This is a genomic window from Frankia sp. Mgl5 (genome assembly GCF_023242985.1).
Taxonomy (GTDB): Bacteria; Actinomycetota; Actinomycetes; order Frankiales; family Frankiaceae; genus Parafrankia; species Parafrankia soli.
Map to the genome: position 1 here is coordinate 11,696 of NZ_JALKFY010000620.1, position 17,453 is coordinate 29,148.

The following is a 17,453-nucleotide window of genomic DNA, read 5'->3' on the forward strand; positions in this document are numbered from 1 at the left end:
TTGCCATGAATCACCCTGTCCGCCCCGGACAGAATTCCGACGACCGTCGTCTCCAGCGGTTCGGTGCCGTCGAAGGTCAGTTCGGCGAACTTGCCAAGCGCACTCGCCAGGTCAACCTGCGTGTCCGGCCGATCTGGTTCCTGGGGGGCGCTGGTTTGTTTGCCCGTCATCAGGCATCCGTGTTCCCGGTCAGGGCGAAGCCGTTGTTGAGGGCGGCGTCGTAGATCCTTCTGAGGCTGTCGATCTGCTTGTCGGTCGGCGTCTTTCCCGCGCTCAGCAGTACTGCGGTACCGGATGCGATGCGCCGGTCAACGGCGGTAAGCTTATTGTGCTCGCCCGCCCAGGCAGCCAGCTCCGACCAGGGCACGAGCAGTAGGTCCTCGGTGCTGATACTGGACGCGACGATCTGGATCGGGTCTTTCGTGGTGAGCTGGGCGACGGTTGCCCCGCTGAGCTTCCACGGTAGGGCGCGCGCCTTCTCCCAGCACGCTGGCTTCTTGGCCCATTCGCCGACGTTGCCGGGTGTCCGGTCGAAGAACGACCGGAGCAGTCGGGCCAGCGCCGGGATCTCGCTGCGCAGCTGCTCCGGTATCTGTTGGGTACGCCAGATGACGTCAAGGTCGAGGCGCCGGCTGGTACGATTGCTGATCAGCGCCACGGCGTAGGCGACGACCTGCGCCTTGTAGCCCTCCAAGCCGCTCTCCCGGAACGTCCTGGCCACGATCCTGTCAGTCTGTCGGAACAGGATCGCCTTCGCGACAAGGTGCTCGTAGTAGCGCCGAGAGGGCTTCTGGTCCTGCTCCGGACGTTGCGCGAGCCGCAGTGCGAACTCGGCGAAGCACTTCTGACCACCGAGGCTGACGGCGTGCGGAGCCTCGTCCCAGGCGAGCTCGAACTTCGCCAGGTCGGTCTTGACGAACTTTTGCGCGGCCGGATGGATCTCCTTGAATGCCTTCTGCCTGGCCGGTGTCCCCGTTCGGGCCAGCTCGTCCTGGTACTGGCCGCGGGCACGTTCGTAGAACCATCGGGTCTGCCGCTGGCTGCCGTTCGTGGCCGGCGCCCACACCGATCGGGAGAGACGTTCGATGTCGACATGGAAGGAGTGACTGGTGCTGAAGTCCGCCTCCTGGACCTTGTTCTGGCTGTTGGCATAGCGGGAGATCAGCGGGACGAGCTCGGCGAGTTGGTCCGGCGGGACGACGGTGAGCTTCATCTGGACGTGTATCCCGTCCAGCGTCGCCCTGTGTCGGACTGCCGCGTGGTATAGGGACGCGGTGGTCTGGCCGCCGTTGACGATCTGTAGGTCCTGCAGGCTGGCGATGGCGCTGCCGCCCTCGGGCGTCCTGACTATGTCGACGGCAGATGCGGTCGCGGAGATGCCGTTGTTGTAGGCGAGGAACCGGCGAGGCTCGTTGAGTATGGTATCGCGGATACCCTGGTTGACCTTGCCCCTTGCCTGCAGGAACGACCGCACGTTGAGTTCGAGCAGGCGGGCGGAGTACGTCGCGTAGATCTCCTTCAGCACGGTACCGGGCACGATGGCCAGCATCGTGTGACATCCCTGCTCGTCAAGGTCGGTGGGAAGACACGGGACTGGCGCACCGAACCGGCTGAGGAAGTCGACGTGGATGGGCTCCTGCTGCCGGCCAGAGGTCACCAGTCGGTGCAACCGCACCACGTCCCAGACCTGGACCGACGTCGGAACATCACCGAACTCCGGCGTCGCCACGTCCTTCCTGGTGGCGACCCCACCATCGGTGAACAACCAGAACCGGACCCGAGTGAGTTCCGGGAGAACCTGGCTGATGCTGTGCGCCATGTCGAACACCGGTGAAGCCACCTCAAGCCCGGCTGTGCGGTTCCGCGACACCTTCTCCAGGAAACCGCGCAGCCGCCGGAGACAGGTCTCGATCTCCGCCTTGCCGACGGGTGCGGGTGGCGCCACCTGCCTGAGCACTACGCCGAACAGGTCGAGCGTCTGGCCATCGACGCTGATGTTGTAGCCCGAGATCTCCTCGCCGCGCGCCTGGTGGAAACAGGCCTCCCCGCCCTCGAGTTCGGCGACATCGGTGAGCTCGCCGACCATCCGTTCAAGGAAAACGTCGCGGATGTTCCGCTCCGCGCCGGGCACACCCGCCTCCGCGCGCAGATCGTCCTGGAGCGACTCGGTGAACTGGCCGAGATCGGTGTCGTCGGTCATGCCTTCGTTTCCAGGGCGGTGATCATGTCCTCGTGGCTGACGAGGAACGAGGTGGCGGCCAGCAGGTCGACGGTGTAACGGACGCCGGACACCCCGACCGGTCTGGTCTGCTCGATGATCCGGGGAAAGCCGTCTGTCACCCGGTGGACCGTCCGACCGCGCAGCGCGTATCGCCGGTCCTCGTACAGCCGGCTCTGTGTGTCCAGGTAGCCGGCACGTACCAGCCGCCGATCCAGCTCGCCCGCGCCCCCGAGGCCGGTTGCCTGGTGACGCACCTGGCGAACGAGTTCGGGAAGGGACATTCCACGTCCGCCCTGGCGCGCGTCGAGCGCCAGCGTCACCAGGAACAACGCCCCCGGTCCGGCGTCGTCGAGCTGTCGTTCGCTGCTGATCCACACCCGGTTGGCGTCGTGTCCAGCCGCGGTCTTGATCTCCACGCTGCCGGACTGGAACTGGAAGTCCTGCAACTCCTGGTCGGGGCCGGTCCAGGCGTACACCGCCGCCGGGCCGAACGTCGGGAGGAACAGGTCGGACATCGTGTGCAGCTCGCCGAACAGCCCACGCTGCCGCTCTCGTGGCAGCCCGTCGGGACTGACCCCGGACAGCATCCGCTGCCACTCACTCAGCCGGTTCACCACCACGTCGCCCGGTTCCGTGGTGACCTGGGTGAGCATCACGAGCAGGTCGGCCACCAGCGTGGTGAAGATGTCCGTGTACGCACCCGCGCGCAGCACGAGGTCCAACGTGGTCCCGTACTCCGGGAGGCTCCCCGGCTCGACCACCACGCCGGAGGTGACCAGCAGCCCCTTCGTCGCGCTGGCCGGGGTGTGGTCGGTGACCACCGAGAACACCCGACGCGCGGCCGGGTACTCGACGGCGACGAAACAGTGGTGTGGACTGTCCGCCAGCACCCGCCGAACCCGCCGGCCGGCCGAGCCCGGGCCACCCTGCCTGGCCTCCAGTTCGGCCCAGAGTTCCTCAAGGTCCGTGGCGGACGGTACCGCGGTCACGCCTGCTCCTCGTCGGATTCCTCGCCGCCGAACTCCTGGCTGCCGAACTCCTGGTCCCACCACAGGTTCGTCACTCGGTACTTGATGGTCTTCGCGGTCGGACTCTTCGGAAAGCTGAGGGCGAACCCGACGGGCGGCAGGTCGGGATGCATCCAGGTGTCGGGCCGGAGCGGATACAGCAACAACAGTCCGCGACCCGGTGGGCGGACCTCACGGATGGCGAGCCCGCCCGGCGCGCTGGGCGCCGTCTTCCTCGTCTTCGGGTCCGCCTGCCAGGCCTGCCTGGTCATCTCCAGAGCTCGCCCGCCCTCCTCGTCGGAGAGGTCCAAGCCCTCGTCGCTCGGCGAGACGAGGCGACGGACCACGTAGCGGTCCTTCCCCGCCCGCAGCCCGGCCTTGTACTCCGCGTCGGCGTTCGCGCCTTCCCTCGGCAGGTACAGGGCCCGCCGGACCAGGCCGACCTCGAACTCACCGATCCGGTGAGTCCTCAGGTCGTCGCCGGAGACCGACACGAGCCCCACAGTCCATGTGGTGAGCTCCGGCTGCTCGGTGGTCAACAGCGTCCTGACGTAGTCGGCCAGTGCTCGCGGCTGTGCCTTGGTCGCGACGTCGGAGGCCTGGTACCTGTCCAGGAAATCCAGCACGTCGGCCGCCGGCACGTTGTCCCACCGAACGGTGCCGAGAGCACCCCGGCGGGGTGCCGGAGTGCCCATGACACCGACCAGGCGCTTGGTGGCGGCCAGGTTGGTGCGGAGCACCTCCTCGTCGGTCTCGAAGGTGATCGACTCGCTGATTGTCTGGGAGAAGGTGATATCGACGTCGGTGCCGTTGCGCATCTTGGTTCGGGCGGTGATCATCAGCCCGTCCGGATGCGCACGGACCCGCAGCCCGTACTCCTGCGGGGTCTTCCCGAGCGCCGCCATGTAGTCGAACTCGCGCAGCAGTTCCTCGTTGGCCAGCGCGATGTCCCGGTACCACCCGGCCAGCTCGTCGGTCGTGTAGAGCCGGCACAGGTCGAGGTAGCCGGGTCGGTAGCCGAACCAGCGGCCCATCTGCATCAGCGTGTCGTACATCCTCGACGCCCGCAGGTAGTAGCTGACCGTCAGCCCCTCGAGGGTCAGACCGCGGGAGAGCTTGTCCCCACCGATCGCGATCAGCGTCAGCGGCTGGTCGGCCTCACTGTAGGTCAGCGCGTCCTCGGACTTGCCGTTGAGAATGCGCAGTTCGACGTCGTCGAGCACGCCCGGAAGCGCCTCGCGGATCTGCGCCCAGTCGATGACCCCACCAACTTCCAACGTCACGTCCGGGTTCCGCAGCAGCGACTCGGTGGTCGGTACGAAGTCGCTTCGCCACAAGGACTCCAGGGCGGGCCAGGGGGAGTCCGGGCTGGTGGGGTCGCCGTGCCACAGGCGCTGGCGCATCAGGCCCAGATGCTCGTGCAGGGCTCGGCGGAGCAGCGCCTGGACGTCGGTGAAGCGGGTGACGTGCACCAACATCGAGTTGTGGTCCTCGTGGCCCCGAACCCGACGGGCGGCCGTGGCGAGTAGGAAGGCGTTGATCGCGGTGAGCAGCGATGCCGGCAGTCGGCCCGGGACGGTGTCCTTTCCGTGCTTGTTCGGGAGCCACATCTCGTGGTCGTCGAAGGTACTGATGATCGGTAGTCCGACCTGCCCCTCGATGCCGGAGTTCGCGTCGCGGTCCAGGCCGAACACCCTGTTCACGCCCACGTAGTTGCTCGGTGGCCGGAGGCTGATGATGAAGCTGCGTGGGAAGAGGTCCTCGCCGTACTTCTCGGTCCTCGCGTCAGCATCGATGAACACGTTGGCGAACGGCGTGGCGGTGTACGCGAGGTACGCGGACTTCTCGAACGTGCGCAGCAGCTTCCGGATCAGACCGTTGATCTTGGTTGGGTCGTAGTCGTCGATCGGCTGCCCGTTCTCGTCAGTCGGCCGGGCCCTGGTGTTGACCGACGCGTTGTCCGCCTCGTCGTCGATCACCAGCAACGGAACGTCGCGCACGATCTGCTGACCGGTCTCCGGGTCACGTTCCTGGTTCAGCCGGGTCGCCCACGAGTGTAGGTTCCGCAGTACGGACGCGTTCTTCTTGACCACCAGAATGACCGGGTCGCCGCCGCCCGCGTTGAGCCAGACCTGCCGGGCGACCTTGACCTGGAAGTCACCCTTCTCGTCGCTGCTGGTCAACGAGTGGACGTGGAGGAACTTCCCCGGCATCCGCCCGACGCCGACCTTGGCATTGGACTGGTCGTAGCTGCGGTTGCTCCTCGTGTCGAACCCGAGGAACTCCAGGTCCAGCCGGTGCTGGGTCTGGCTGCGCAGGCTGTTGTGCAGACCGGCCAACACGACGATCAGGCGGTAGCCGGCGTCCGCCGCCTTGCAGATGACGCCGGTGTAGTTGGCGGTCTTGCCGGACTGCACCTGCCCGACCACCATCCCGCGACGGTCCCACCGGCCAGGCCGGTCCGGCTTCTCGAACGAACCCAGAATCCGGTCGGTGACCTGGTCGATGCTGCGAATCTGGGCTGGTGCCCAGTCCTTCCGGCCCAGATACCGCCGGTACCGTTCCCAGAAGCTCCAGTCGATCTCGCCCCGGGCGGCGTCGAGCCAGGGTACGTGGTCCTCACGGCCGTTGAGAACCTGTTCGGTCGGAAGCCAGACGTTGCACCGACTCTCTACGTCCCGCCGCAACTCGCCGACGTCGACGTTGGCCTGCTCCACAAGAAGCAGCGCCTTGTCGACCGCCTGTTCGACCTCGTAGGCCGTAACGTCGTCTTCGTCGTCGAGCAACATCAGGGCGATCTCCATCGCCCTGCGATGGTCGGGGTTCATGCCGTCTCCTGACCGGGTTCGCGGGTACAGACCTCCCGAACCAGGTCGGGAAAGTCAGAGAACGGTTCCATTGTCAGCATCCGACCGACAATTTCCGGGTTGGACATCCCCGCGCGTCCCATCGCCCGGACGACGTCGGTCAGCACCGACCAGACCACGGCCGGGTCGGTCTCCTCGAACGGCGCCGCCTGCCGGCCCTGCCGGTCCGCATGGTTCAGGATGATCAGCGGAACCGGAACGGTCTCCTCCAGCAGCCTGACCAGGGCCTCGACGTCACCGCCGTCCGCCGCCGTGAGCAGCGCGGCCACCAGCGGGTGCTGACGGTTGACCTGGTAGGCGATCTTCGTCCCGCGTGCGACCTGTAGCCAGGCCTGGACCACTTCACCCTGGCTGGTCCGCTGAAGTACCTTGCCGCGGTGTCGGTAGACACTTGTCGACCGCAGCCGAACGACCTCGGCGATCCGCCGCAACCCGGGCCCCAGCGCGCCCGGCGCGCGGGCCACCGACTTACGGACGTCGATCTGCCAGTCGGAGTCCAGGTGGTTGGGCAGATCGAGCCGGATCCGGGCCAGCGAGGTCAGCTCGTCCCGCCGGAATCCGAGCCCGAGCCAGCTTCCGGACACGATCAGCCGTCGGTTCCGGTAGATGTAGAACCCCTGCTGGGAGGTCCAGCCACGACGACCCCCAGCGGTGGTGTGCTCCTGGGAGGTCAGCCGGCTCACGTGCGGCAGGACGAACGACTTCACCCTGATCAGCTCGTCCCGGCACGGCAGCGACTCGTCCGTGACCACCTGGGTGGTCTCGTGGGACTCGAGGAACGGGTCCCACGGCACGACGTTCCGGCCGTTCACCCGGATCGTGATCTGCCCGGGCCCCGTGACGTACCGATGGAAGGTCATCCCGAGATGCCGGGCAACCCGGTCGGCGATGTCGTAGAAGTGCCGCTCAGCCTGCTCGTTCCGCGGATCAGGTGCGGCAACCAGTCGGTCCAGCCCTCGCCACAGCACCACCGTTCCCGGCCGGTCACCGTGCAGCTCGTCCCACCGCGCCCGGTCCTCGGCGGCCAACGTCGTCAGGAGCTGCCAGGCGCCGACGCGGACGACGTGGTCGAGATCCCACGTCCGAGCCGCCAGCGACGAGCTCGTCGTCGCCGACATGACGACCAGCCGCCGGCACTGCGAGAACGACGCGGTCTTCAGCCCGAGCCCGAACCGCCCGAGGTCGTTCGCCCTTCTCGGCGTCGAAGGGCTGGTCGTGCCCGGCCGCATCGCCTCCCGGAGCCCGGCACCGTCCATCCCGAGACCGTCGTCGACGACCGCGATCCACGACTCCGCGCCGGCCCAACGCAGGCGGACGTCGATCGAGGTGGCCTTGGCCGTGATGCTGTTGTCAACCAGATCCGCAACCGCGGTCTCGGTGGAGTAGCCGAACGCGCGAAGGGACTCCACCAACGACTCCGCGCGAGGTTCGACCACCTCGTAGCCGGTCACGCTGCCGCCGTCGGACGATCTTCGGTCGGCCACCTCACCTCCTCGGACGCAGCTTCGGGAAGGGCTCGGCATCGTCGAGCGGTGTCCGATTCGTTCATCATCCGCAGTGCGGGCACAGGCACCTGCACACCGGGGCTCCCCTGGATCAGGCGACCAGTGTAAGGAAGCCGGGCAGATGCGTGCGTACCGTATGCTCTCGGGCCGGTAACCCGGTACGCAGAGTGATGGGCCGTAGTTCTGCCGTCCACCCCACCGTGATCGAACCGTCAACCTGGCTGCGAGCCACCCCGGCCAAAATCGTCGGACCCCACCGTTATCGTTACTGTCGTCCATCGGCCCCGGTGACGGACGGACGGCGACCCGACATCGAGATCCTGGGCCCCTTGATCCAGGACGATGTCCGTGTTCTCCTGGTGCTCGTTGACGCAGACGTTCGGGAAGGGTATCGGCGAGTGTCCACTTACGGGGTCAAGCTGCAACGCAGCGACGATCTGCGACTGGTCCGCCATCCGGATGGCTGTACAGGGGACACTTTCGAGCAGTGGTGCGCGCAGAGGCTGGCGGAGGGAAAGCGGCTCGCCGTCGACCTCTTCTCCGGCGCCGGGGGGCTGAGCCTCGGGCTGGAGGAGGCTGGCTGGACGGTCGCGGTCTCCGTCGACAACGACGAGAAGGCCGTGCAGACGCACAGCCACAACTTCCCCGGTCTGGCCCTGGACCTCGACCTCAGCGAACCCTCACAGCGTCAGGGGCTCGTCGATCTCCTCAACACGACCAACATCGATCTCCTCGCCGGCGGACCACCCTGCCAGCCGTTCAGTCGCGCCGGTCGCAGCAAGATCCGAAGCTTGGTGGTCGCCGGGCACCGCGAGGAACATGACCGTCGGCGTGAGCTGTGGCAGGCGTTCCTCGATGTCGCGCTGGCCGTGCGGCCTCGGGCTGTCCTGATGGAGAACGTTCCGGATATGGCCCTCGGTGACGACTTCGCCGTGGTGCGGACCATGGTCGACGCACTGGAACGCGGCGGTTACTACACCGAGTTCAGACTGGTCGATGCGTGGCGTTACGGCGTTCCCCAACATCGGAAGCGTCTCATAGTCCTTGCTCGGCGTGATGTCGAGGACTTCGCCTGGCCGGCCGAGCAGAGCAGGCAGCCAACACTGCGCGACGCGATCGGTGACCTCCCCGAACTCGGCGACACCACCGGCGCTCGCGAGCTGCCCCACAGCAGGCTCCGACGTCTGTCTGCCTTCGCCAGGACGATGCGAGCCGGCGCCCGGAACGGCATCGTGTGGGACCACATGACCCGGCCGGTGCGGGACGACGACCGCGCGATTTTCGGAATGATGGACGCCTCCACTCTGTACGCCAACCTTCCCGCAGCCCTGAGGCGCTACTCGGCCGAGACTTTCGACGACAAGTACAAGAAGCTCGACTGGAACTCGGTGAGCCGCTCCATCACCGCCCACATCGCCAAGGACGGCTACTGGTACATCCATCCCCAGGAGCTCAGGACTCTCACGGTCCGCGAGGCCGCCCGAGTTCAGACCTTCCCCGATCGCTTCCGATTCGCGGGTACCCGCAGCGACGCGTTCCGCCAGATTGGTAACGCCGTTCCCCCGCTCCTGGGACGCGCCGCAGCGACTGCGCTCCACCCGGCACCGACGTACGAACGTTCCGAGGAGCGGCTGGGGGAAGCATCACGCTGGGTACAGGCGAGGCAGGCGCTTACCATCTGGGCAGCGCAGCAGCAGCGCGGCCCCAACTGGTATGCGCTGCCCGGTCCGGACCTCACGCCGGCCGTGGCCGCAGTCGCGGCACTCCTGTTGAACCGTTCCAGCTCTCCCAAGGGAACCGACCAGGCGCTTTCCGTGATCCGCGGCCGTGCGCGGCTGGCGAGGGCGGAGCTGGACCAGATGCAGCAGGAACTCCCGACGCAGGCCGGACGTCAGGTGCTGGAACGGTTCCGCCCACTGCTGCCGAAGCGCAAGCTCTGGGCGGACCCCGAGGCACTGATCGAGCACCTGACAATGAAAGCAGCGGAGGAGCGAACCTTCCGACTCCTGATCGGCGAGGACGTACTCCTTGCCTCCCAGACGACTCTCAGGGTTGCGGCCCGAGTGGCTGGCAGTGACTCGGACAGGACGAACAGGTTGAGCGACGGCCGTGTCGATCTGGCCAGGCTGGTCGGAGCCGGCGCGGAGGCGCCGCTGCGTACAGCGGCACTCCGGCTGCTCGGCAGTACGGTGTGCAGGGCACCCAGCACCGTGTGCGGCGACTGCCCGCTCCAGCAGCAGTGCGTCGGCAGCTCCGGTGAGCGTGCCGTGCAGACCCTGTTCTAGCCACCGCTGCTTCGTGTCGCCGCCAGTACCCGACCGGCAGCAGCAGCAGCATCCCTGCGGATCTCGCATTCCCACACCCGGACCACTCGCCAGCCTGCCATCTCGGCGGCTTGGTTGTTCCGTCGGTCGCGTTCGCGGTTAGTCGACAGTTTCTCGTCCCACCGCTGGGCGTTCGGGCCACGGAACTGTGTGGGTGAATGTGTGGGACACCCGTGCCAGAAGCATCCGTCGACGAAAACGACCAAGCGGTACCGAGGTAGGACGAAGTCAGGCGTACATCGTGGAGCCACGGTCCGATGGATCCGGAACCGTAGTCCCAGGGCGTGTACGGCGCGGCGCAGTACGAGTTCGGGCTTCGTGTCGCGCGTACGTCGGCCGCGCAAGTGTTGGCCCTTGACGGTCTGTATCCATCCTTCGGGCACAAAGTCCCCCAATCGCCAACATCGGCTACGCAAGATCCCGTCGTGAACTCAGCTCGGTCACTCCTATTTTCTCGACAACCCGTGCCCCCAGGTCGCCACAGGGAACTCCCTGCGCCGCGACTGGCCGACCCCGACCGCGCGGGACTCGACCCGCAGGGGCTGGCTTGAACGACCCTGCCCGACCCCTGCCTGAGACGGTTGATGGACGCCTCAGCCCCGAATGGGTGGAGCTGATGATGGTCCTGTCCCTGGCCGGACCGAAGTCGAGTAGGGCCCTGAGAGCCTGGCAAGCGACGTGCCGCACCAGGTCGAACGGCTGCGCGGCCTGGGCAACGCCGTCGTACCCCAGGGTGTGGAACACCTCGGCCGCATCCTGCGCACTTGGCGGCGCAGTGCACCGATCAGCTATCAGCCCGATCGGAGAAGTCGATCTTCAGCTGAGATTGGACGTCGAGTTGCGAATCACCACCAAGAGCCGGTTGTACATCATCACGGTGCGGTACTCGCGCAAGGAGGTTGATCACGAGTCCGGCCAGCCGGCTCGTCTCGAACACGGACGGCGCCAGGATGACAAGAAGTTCCGGCCGCGCGGGGTCGATAGTGAATCCACAGCCACTCTCCTCGACCAGTGGCTGCAACTGCTGGACAACCCGCCTGCTGGCCGCGAAGTAGACCACCGGATGATCAGACCAGGCGTGGCGGTCGCCGTGCCCCCGGCAGCTGGCCGCGGGGAAGGCACCGAACTCCGCCAGCGCATAGGTCAGGCCGGCAACGCCGATCTCCAGGCCATCGAGTGTAGGTTCGTCGTAGGGCCCCCTCAGCAGGACGTCGGCGAGGTCGCTTCCGGCAGGCAGGTCGATGCTATCTCGACCCTCGACCGCAGTGGCCAGCTCTGCGAAGTGGTCCGGGCTATCCGCCAAGAGACAGAGGCCATCAATGATCTTTCGCTCTTCCTCCACGATTCCCGAAGCAACACCCGGGCCCAGATCGGCTATCACCCAGTTGTCCCGGAAGTAGCCGAAGCCTTCGTCGTCGGTCAGATCATCGTCGCTCGGCAGCCAGTAAGCCGCCGCCTTTGGGATTGTCGGGTCAACATCGATGTCCGCACAGGGAAAGACTCGTCGGAAGCTCTCGCGCTCCACCATCCTCGTCATGGCCCTCCAATATTGGAATATCGGATCGCGGCTTTTGCCTCCTAAAGAAGCAATAGCGCCAGCATCTTAGCACTCGTCCGCATGACTGAGGTCATGCCTCGCCGGACACCGGAAACCTGTGGACATCTGGCCCGTCCCATCCGGGCCCAGGCGTCGCCGGAGACGGATCCCATTGCCTCTACTTACAGACTTCTCCTCGTCGCGAGCGTTCAGGCCCCGGAGGCCGGGGACGGGTGCGTGGTCCCGGCGGCGGCTCGGTCGGGTGAGGACTTCTACGCTGTCGACGGACTGGTCGATCGCGCCCCGGGGAGATGGACAAGCGGGCCGTCAGATCGGTGCCCGAGCAGGGCGAAGAAGGCTCGCAGCCGCGAATCGTTGATCGCATGGGTCAGGCGCAGCGCCGAGTACATGCTCGCCTGACACCACCCCACCAACCACCACCAAGCCGGTTACACGCCGGCGGGACGGGGGGCTCGGGGGGTTGTCCCCCCGAAAAACATTGCGGCCCGCCGCGAAGCTGACCAAAGTCAGCGAGCACGACGGGCCGGCTCGTGGAGCTTCTCCGCCACTACTCCGAAAATCTTGGACTCCTCAACGACCTCCGGTGGCTACTCAAAGTAGTCAAGAACACAGACGGTGATGACACGCCCGACGAACCGGATCTACGCGACCAACCCAACGGTCGTCGTGGGGGTCGCCCATGACCGGTGCACGCAGGGCGGAGCCCTGGCTTGGCACCATCCTCATCGGCGACGTCCGCGAGCGCCTGGCCGAGCTGCCACCCGCCTCGATCGACTGCGTCATCACCAGTCCGCCGTACTACGGCCTGCGCGACTATGGCGCACCCGGCCAACTTGGACTTGAAGACGATGTTGAGGGGTGGGTGACTGCACTACGTGCAGTCATGCTATTAGTCGCCCGGGTGCTCAAACCTGGCGGCAGCGTATGGCTGAACCTGGGAGACGGCTACGCCCGGCACCGCCGGGAGGGTGCTCCGACGAAGAGCCTGTTACTCGGGCCGGAGCGATTGGCCTTGGCGCTCGCGAGTGACGGCTGGACCATCAGAAACAAGGTCATTTGGGCCAAGACGAACCCGATGCCCACCAGTGTCGTGGACCGCCTGAGCACCACACACGAGGTGATCTATCTCCTCACCCGCAGCCGGCGCTACTTCTTTGATCTGGACGCCATCCGCGCCCCGCACGCCAGCAGCCAGGCTGCGGCGCAGGCCCGAGCCGCAGGTCGGGTCTACCCACCAGAGTCGGCGGTCGCCACCATCCGCCAGACCAAGCGCACGCAGCGCAACACTGGACTCAGCACCCTGAAGGTCAGCGGCATGGCCGGACACCCACTCGGCAAGAATCCTGGCGACGTCTGGCAGCTGGCCACGGCCGGCTACCGGGGCTCGCACTTCGCCAGCTTCCCGGTGTCACTGATCGAGCGGCCCTTGCTGGCCAGCACACCGGAACGGGTGTGCACCGCGTGCGGCACAGCGTGGCGTCGGAAGTCAGCCACCAGACGGGGGCACCTCGCCGCGCTCGGTGATCTGTATCCCGGTTGTTCCTGTCATGCGGGCCACGGACCCGGGCTCGTGCTTGATCCTTTCATGGGCGCGGGAACGGTAGCCGTGGCAGCCGAGCGGCATGGGCGGGACTGGGTGGGGATCGAATTGAACGAAGATTATGCCACGCTGGCTGAAGATCGGCTCCGGCGCGAACGGGAGCCACGTTCGGGCCGACTCTCCGGCCGCTCGCCCTAACGCTCGGCGACCTCGTCGGTGACCTGCGGCCGTATGTCGTCATTCCCTGCCCTGGGGATGACCGGCCGCACCGCACCGAGGAGGTGGTTCGGGATGACCGAACCCACCAGGACCGGAGGGCACAAGACCCTCGCGGTCAAGCTGCCGCCCGACCTGCACGCCCAGTTGGAGCTGGTGTCGGGGCTGGACGGACTGTCGATGGGCGCGGCGTTGCTGCAGTCCGTCGAGTTGTACGTCCAGACCCGGCGTTCCCAGCCCGATTTCGCACAGCGGGCGGCGGCAGCGGTGGCTGAGGCGGAAGCCGAAGCTGCCGCCCGGCGCAGCGCCATCCAGGCCCTGCTGGGGCAGGAGAACCCTGACCCGGCGGACGGCTCCGAGCCGGCCAGGAACGGGCGTCGTGCCCGGGGTGGAGAGCCCACCGCGTAGACCGCCACAGCGGTTGGCCGCGCGAGCGGCTTCCACTCCCCACCCGGCAGGGACGAGGTGGTCCTTCGGGGCTGCCCGTCCCTGCCGGGACATCAACGACGACTTTCACGCGCCGTGCATCGGTGCCAGGCAACCCGGCCTTCCGCCGGGCCGGGCTGCCTGGCACGGAACGGACCGCCGCGCCAGGCATCAGCTGCATCGGTCCGAAGGGTTGGTCGATCTTCCATGACGGAGATCACGGCCATCGTCATCCCGGCAGACATCGAGCAGCCGCTCCGGCAGGAGCGGATCGGCTCAGTGGACCTGCCGGCCTACCAGGCACTCGTCGGCGGATCCATCCAGGCCATCGAGCTCTTCAGGCCCGAGGCGTCGATGTACATCAACGAGGAGGGCAAGCTGCTACAGATCTTGAATGGTCAGGGTCTGGCTACGGGGGTTCCGGATCGAGGGCCAGGCCGGTTTGGCCGAGGAAGCCGCCGATGAGGTCGGGCCGGTATTGGATGCGTTTGAGCAGGGTCTTGATCGTGACGGTGAGTTGATCGACGGTGGCGCGGGTGAGGTTGCCCAGGTCGCGTTTGACGTGCGCCCAGACCCCTTCGACCGGGTTGAGTTCGGGGGCGTAGGCGGGCAGGCGTACCACGGTCAGCCAGTCGGTGTGCGCGGTGAGGAATGTCCGCATCGCGGCGCTGACGTGGGTGTTGAGGTTGTCCCAGCACAGGATGATCGGGGCGTGGAGTTGGTGGTGCGCGGCGACGATCAGGGTGGCGTAGTCGTCCTCGGAGAAGCTGCGGCGCTCGCCTTTGCGGCCGTGGTGAGTCAGGACCCGGTAGAACAGCCGGGGTCGCTGGCCGGGCCGGTAGCAGACCAGGGCTGCCATCGACACCCGCCCCGAGCCCTTCCCGGACACCCGCACCGTCGGGGTGTGTCCCCGCGGAGCCCAGGTCCGGGCCTTCGGCGGGCGCAGGCTTTGCCCCGCCTCATCTTCGAAGATGATCCACGCGCCGGTCGTCGCCGCTAGCCTCGTACCTTCGCCCAGGTCTCGGCCCGCCACGTGTCGACCTTGCGCTCGTTACGCTCGGCAGCGCGGCGGGCGGGGACCTGGGGGCTGTATCCCATGCGGTGCAGCAGATATGAGGTGCCACGCAGGGTGTAACGGACGTGGAACAACCGGCCGATCAGCGTGGCGACCCGGGCCAGGGTCCACCGTTGGTCGGCCCAGCCGTGCGCGGCCGGGCCTCGGGCCAGCTCCACGCGCAGCCGGTCGAGCTGACGGTCAGACAGCCGGCAGGACGCTCCACTGGGGCCCTTCGAAGCCAGCGCCGTCTCGCCGCCGGCCCGCCAGCGCCGCTTCCACTGGTAGGCCGACTTCGTGCTCACCCGCAGCCGCCCGGCCACCTCGACCGGGTCAACACCCGCGGCGAACAAGCCCGCCGCCTGCACCCGCACCGCCTCGCGGCGGGCACGCCCCGCCGCTGCTAAGCCACCACCATCCGGATACCTCATACCCTCGGCATTGCCCGCCCACGATCAGCCACACCCGGGCAGGTCAGATGTGATCAGACAGACCCCGACCATTCAAGATCTGTAGCGCTGCCGGTGAACCACCGGGCCATAGCCTTGGCGGCGGTACACAACAGCGACTTCCGGGGCCACGACTTCGTGGTCGGGGACGCCTTCGTGACCGGGCCACTGGACAGCAAGGGCCGGGACCGCACGGTCCCGGCGCAGTACGCCCGGTTGTGGCTGGAGGCCAGCAGCTTCCAGGTGCAGAAGAAGATCGCCGGCTCCGAGCTGTGGTTGACGAAGCGCGGTCACTACGACGACGTGCATGTGGCGTACGTGGTGGCGGTGCGGTTGGCGCGGCGGGAGCCGGAGGTCGCGGAGGTGCGGGTGGTAGTGATGCGGTAGACCGACACCAGCCCGGCCGGTGCCGCTCCCTCCTTGCGGAGGTCGAGCGGCACCGGTCTACTCTCAGTGCCCGGATTTCATCGGAGAATGCACGCAGGGTAACTCTGCACCGACCTGAGGGTGCCTAGCACATCAAGCAACGTGGCATGCGCGTAGCCCCCCTGCACCCAGATGCTCACCTGCCATGCATGATGGCCTGCTGACCTCAACCACTCCAGCGGCTTTGCTTCATCTACGTTAAGTGACATCGTTAGGATGCGTTTGTGATTACTGGTGATCTAAAGAGCAAGATCGATCGCGTGTGGGACGCCTTCTGGTCGGGCGGCATCTCCAACCCGCTGGAAGTGATCGAACAGATCACCTATTTGATGTTCATCCGGCGGCTCGAGGACATCCAGACCGCCAAGGAACGGAAGGCTGCCCGTACGGGTCGGCCGATCGAAGGCCCGCTGTACACCCCGGACACGGAGCACCTGCGGTGGTCACGCTTCAGCAACGCGGCGCCGGACACGATGCTGGCCGTCGTGCGGGATGGGGTCTTCCCCTGGCTGCGCGAGCTCGGTGGAGACGACTCCACCTACTCCCATCACATGAGGGACGCCCGCTTCACCATCCCGACTGCAAACCTGTTGGCCAAGGTCGTTGAGATGCTCAACGACATCCTCAGCCCTACGTCAGTCGCTGAACGTGACACTCGGGGCGATCTGTACGAGTACATGCTCAGCAAGATTGCGACCGCTGGACAGAATGGCCAGTTCCGCACGCCGCGGCACATCATTCAGCTGATGGTCGCCATGATGGCCCCGGGGCCGAACGATGAGATCTGTGACCCAGCTTGCGGCACAGCAGGCTTCCTCGTCGAGAGCGCGGCGTACGTCAGCCAGACCCATCAGGAAGCTTTGCTCGACGTCGCGCAGCGCCGGCACTTCAACCAGAGCATGTTCCACGGCTTTGACTTCGATCGGACGATGCTGCGGATCGGGAGCATGAACATGCTGCTCCATGAGGTTGAGCAGCCGGATATTCGCTACCGCGAATCGCTGGCGCAGAGCGCTTCCCCTGAGGCTGATCGGTACTCCCTGATTTTGGCCAACCCACCCTTCGCGGGCAGCCTGGATTACGAGACCACGGCCAAGGAGCTACTTTCCGTTGTCAAGACAAGAAAAACCGAGCTGTTGTTTCTCGCTCTGTTTCTGCGCTTGCTAAAGCCGGGAGGGCGGGCAGCGGTCATCGTGCCAGATGGGGTGTTGTTTGGCTCCAGCAAGGCGCACAAGGACCTGAGACGCCTACTGATTGAGGGGCACAAGCTTGATGCAGTAGTAAAGCTTCCTGGTGGAGTTTTCAAGCCATATACCGGTGTCTCAACCGCTATCCTATTTTTTACCCGTACCGATAGCGGCGGCACGGATGACGTCTGGTTTTATGAGCTCACGGCCGACGGGTGGAGCCTAGACGATAAGCGTGCGCCCCTGCTTCCGGAGATGAAGCTTGGACCCGTTCCGTCGATACCACTCGACGAAGCAGATCACGACAAGAACAACCTCCCGGATGTGTTGATGCGGTGGGGACGCCGTATTGGCGGTGAGCGGAAGAGGGCTCGGACAGAGCAAAGCTTCTGCGTGCCAAAGGATGAGATCGTTGCACAGGAATACGATCTAAGCCTCGGGCGCTATAAAGAAGTCGTATACGAGGAAGAGGATCACAAAGCGCCCCAAGATATTCTCGATGAGCTGGAAATGATCGAGTCGGATATCCAGCAGGGAATCTCAGAGCTGAAGGGGCTACTGAATTGAGCACTCGGGACTTTGTGCCGTTTCAGACAGTCGTTTCGGATGTATCATCAGGAAGTCCTAGGATTCAGCAGTCGGACTATCTTTCCGCTGGCCAGTTCCCCATAGT

At 66.1% G+C, this 17,453-nt stretch carries 14 protein-coding genes; 6 read left to right on the forward strand and 8 right to left on the reverse strand.

The window, feature by feature from the left end:
* Positions 1-169: 169 nt before the first annotated feature.
* Genes MXD62_RS17010 through MXD62_RS17025 form a run of 4 tightly spaced genes read right to left on the reverse strand, consistent with a single transcriptional unit; the run spans position 170 to position 7,579 of the window.
* Entirely contained in the window at positions 170-2,200 is a 2,031-nt protein-coding gene (locus MXD62_RS17010) for an AIPR family protein (protein ID WP_248816701.1), read from the reverse strand.
* Entirely contained in the window at positions 2,197-3,210 is a 1,014-nt protein-coding gene (locus tag MXD62_RS17015) for a PD-(D/E)XK motif protein (RefSeq protein ID WP_248830282.1), read from the reverse strand. Before MXD62_RS17015 ends, MXD62_RS17010 begins: the two co-directional genes overlap by 4 nt.
* A complete protein-coding gene (locus tag MXD62_RS17020) occupies positions 3,207-6,056 on the reverse strand; it encodes a Z1 domain-containing protein (protein WP_248816704.1) in 2,850 nt (949 codons plus the stop codon). Before MXD62_RS17020 ends, MXD62_RS17015 begins: the two co-directional genes overlap by 4 nt.
* Complete coding sequence (locus MXD62_RS17025; protein WP_248816705.1) at positions 6,053-7,579, reverse strand: ATP-binding protein; 1,527 nt, start codon at positions 7,577-7,579, stop codon at positions 6,053-6,055. The genes MXD62_RS17020 and MXD62_RS17025 overlap by 4 nt, the downstream gene beginning before the upstream one ends.
* 419 nt (positions 7,580-7,998) lie before the next feature.
* Here MXD62_RS17025 and MXD62_RS17030 point away from each other — a divergent pair, with 419 nt between their 5' ends.
* Positions 7,999-9,885 carry a DNA cytosine methyltransferase gene (locus tag MXD62_RS17030; RefSeq protein WP_248830284.1) on the forward strand — a complete coding sequence of 629 codons (1,887 nt, stop codon included), beginning with the start codon at positions 7,999-8,001 and terminating at the stop codon, positions 9,883-9,885.
* On the opposite strand, the gene MXD62_RS17035 is transcribed toward MXD62_RS17030, so the two are convergent.
* The gene (locus MXD62_RS17035; RefSeq protein WP_248816707.1) at positions 9,882-10,307 is read right to left on the reverse strand and encodes a very short patch repair endonuclease; all 426 of its coding nucleotides are present in this window, start codon (positions 10,305-10,307) and stop codon (positions 9,882-9,884) included. The genes MXD62_RS17030 and MXD62_RS17035 overlap by 4 nt on opposite strands.
* A gap of 401 nt (positions 10,308-10,708) precedes the next feature.
* Positions 10,709-11,452: a hypothetical protein gene (locus MXD62_RS17040; protein ID WP_248830285.1), complete on the reverse strand. Its 744-nt coding sequence runs from the start codon at positions 11,450-11,452 to the stop codon at positions 10,709-10,711.
* Positions 11,453-12,161: 709 nt separating this feature from the next.
* On the opposite strand from MXD62_RS17040, the gene MXD62_RS17045 reads away from it, so the two are divergent.
* The 3 genes from MXD62_RS17045 (at position 12,162) to MXD62_RS17055 (ending at position 14,129) form a co-directional block, all read left to right on the forward strand.
* Positions 12,162-13,220: a site-specific DNA-methyltransferase gene (locus tag MXD62_RS17045; RefSeq protein ID WP_248830287.1), complete on the forward strand. Its 1,059-nt coding sequence runs from the start codon at positions 12,162-12,164 to the stop codon at positions 13,218-13,220.
* A gap of 93 nt (positions 13,221-13,313) precedes the next feature.
* Complete coding sequence (locus tag MXD62_RS17050; protein ID WP_248830289.1) at positions 13,314-13,646, forward strand: hypothetical protein; 333 nt, start codon at positions 13,314-13,316, stop codon at positions 13,644-13,646.
* Positions 13,647-13,871: 225 nt separating this feature from the next.
* Positions 13,872-14,129 carry a DUF3846 domain-containing protein gene (locus tag MXD62_RS17055; RefSeq protein ID WP_248830291.1) on the forward strand — a complete coding sequence of 86 codons (258 nt, stop codon included), beginning with the start codon at positions 13,872-13,874 and terminating at the stop codon, positions 14,127-14,129.
* On the opposite strand, the gene MXD62_RS17060 is transcribed toward MXD62_RS17055, so the two are convergent.
* Together MXD62_RS17060 and MXD62_RS17065 are read right to left on the reverse strand one after the other, a co-directional pair.
* The gene (locus tag MXD62_RS17060; protein WP_248830294.1) at positions 14,074-14,697 is read right to left on the reverse strand and encodes a transposase; all 624 of its coding nucleotides are present in this window, start codon (positions 14,695-14,697) and stop codon (positions 14,074-14,076) included. The two genes, MXD62_RS17055 and MXD62_RS17060, sit on opposite strands and share 56 nt — an antisense overlap.
* The gene (locus tag MXD62_RS17065) at positions 14,661-15,149 is read right to left on the reverse strand and encodes a winged helix-turn-helix domain-containing protein (protein WP_248830295.1); all 489 of its coding nucleotides are present in this window, start codon (positions 15,147-15,149) and stop codon (positions 14,661-14,663) included. Before MXD62_RS17065 ends, MXD62_RS17060 begins: the two co-directional genes overlap by 37 nt.
* A 114-nt stretch (positions 15,150-15,263) precedes the next feature.
* Here MXD62_RS17065 and MXD62_RS17070 point away from each other — a divergent pair, with 114 nt between their 5' ends.
* A complete protein-coding gene (locus MXD62_RS17070; protein WP_248830297.1) occupies positions 15,264-15,554 on the forward strand; it encodes a hypothetical protein in 291 nt (96 codons plus the stop codon).
* 263 nt (positions 15,555-15,817) lie between these two features.
* A complete protein-coding gene (locus MXD62_RS17075) occupies positions 15,818-17,347 on the forward strand; it encodes a class I SAM-dependent DNA methyltransferase (RefSeq protein WP_248830299.1) in 1,530 nt (509 codons plus the stop codon).
* The last annotated feature ends 106 nt before the right edge of the window (positions 17,348-17,453 follow it).

Coding starts and splice junctions, on each gene's coding strand:
- MXD62_RS17020 (WP_248816704.1), bottom strand. CDS start 6,056: ATGAACCCCGACCATCGCAGGGCGATGGAGATCGCCCTGATGTTGCTC.
- MXD62_RS17045 (WP_248830287.1), top strand. CDS start 12,162: ATGACCGGTGCACGCAGGGCGGAGCCCTGGCTTGGCACCATCCTCATC.
- MXD62_RS17040 (WP_248830285.1), bottom strand. CDS start 11,452: ATGGTGGAGCGCGAGAGCTTCCGACGAGTCTTTCCCTGTGCGGACATC.
- MXD62_RS17010 (WP_248816701.1), bottom strand. CDS start 2,200: ATGACCGACGACACCGATCTCGGCCAGTTCACCGAGTCGCTCCAGGAC.
- MXD62_RS17050 (WP_248830289.1), top strand. CDS start 13,314: ATGACCGAACCCACCAGGACCGGAGGGCACAAGACCCTCGCGGTCAAG.
- MXD62_RS17065 (WP_248830295.1), bottom strand. CDS start 15,149: ATGAGGTATCCGGATGGTGGTGGCTTAGCAGCGGCGGGGCGTGCCCGC.
- MXD62_RS17055 (WP_248830291.1), top strand. CDS start 13,872: ATGACGGAGATCACGGCCATCGTCATCCCGGCAGACATCGAGCAGCCG.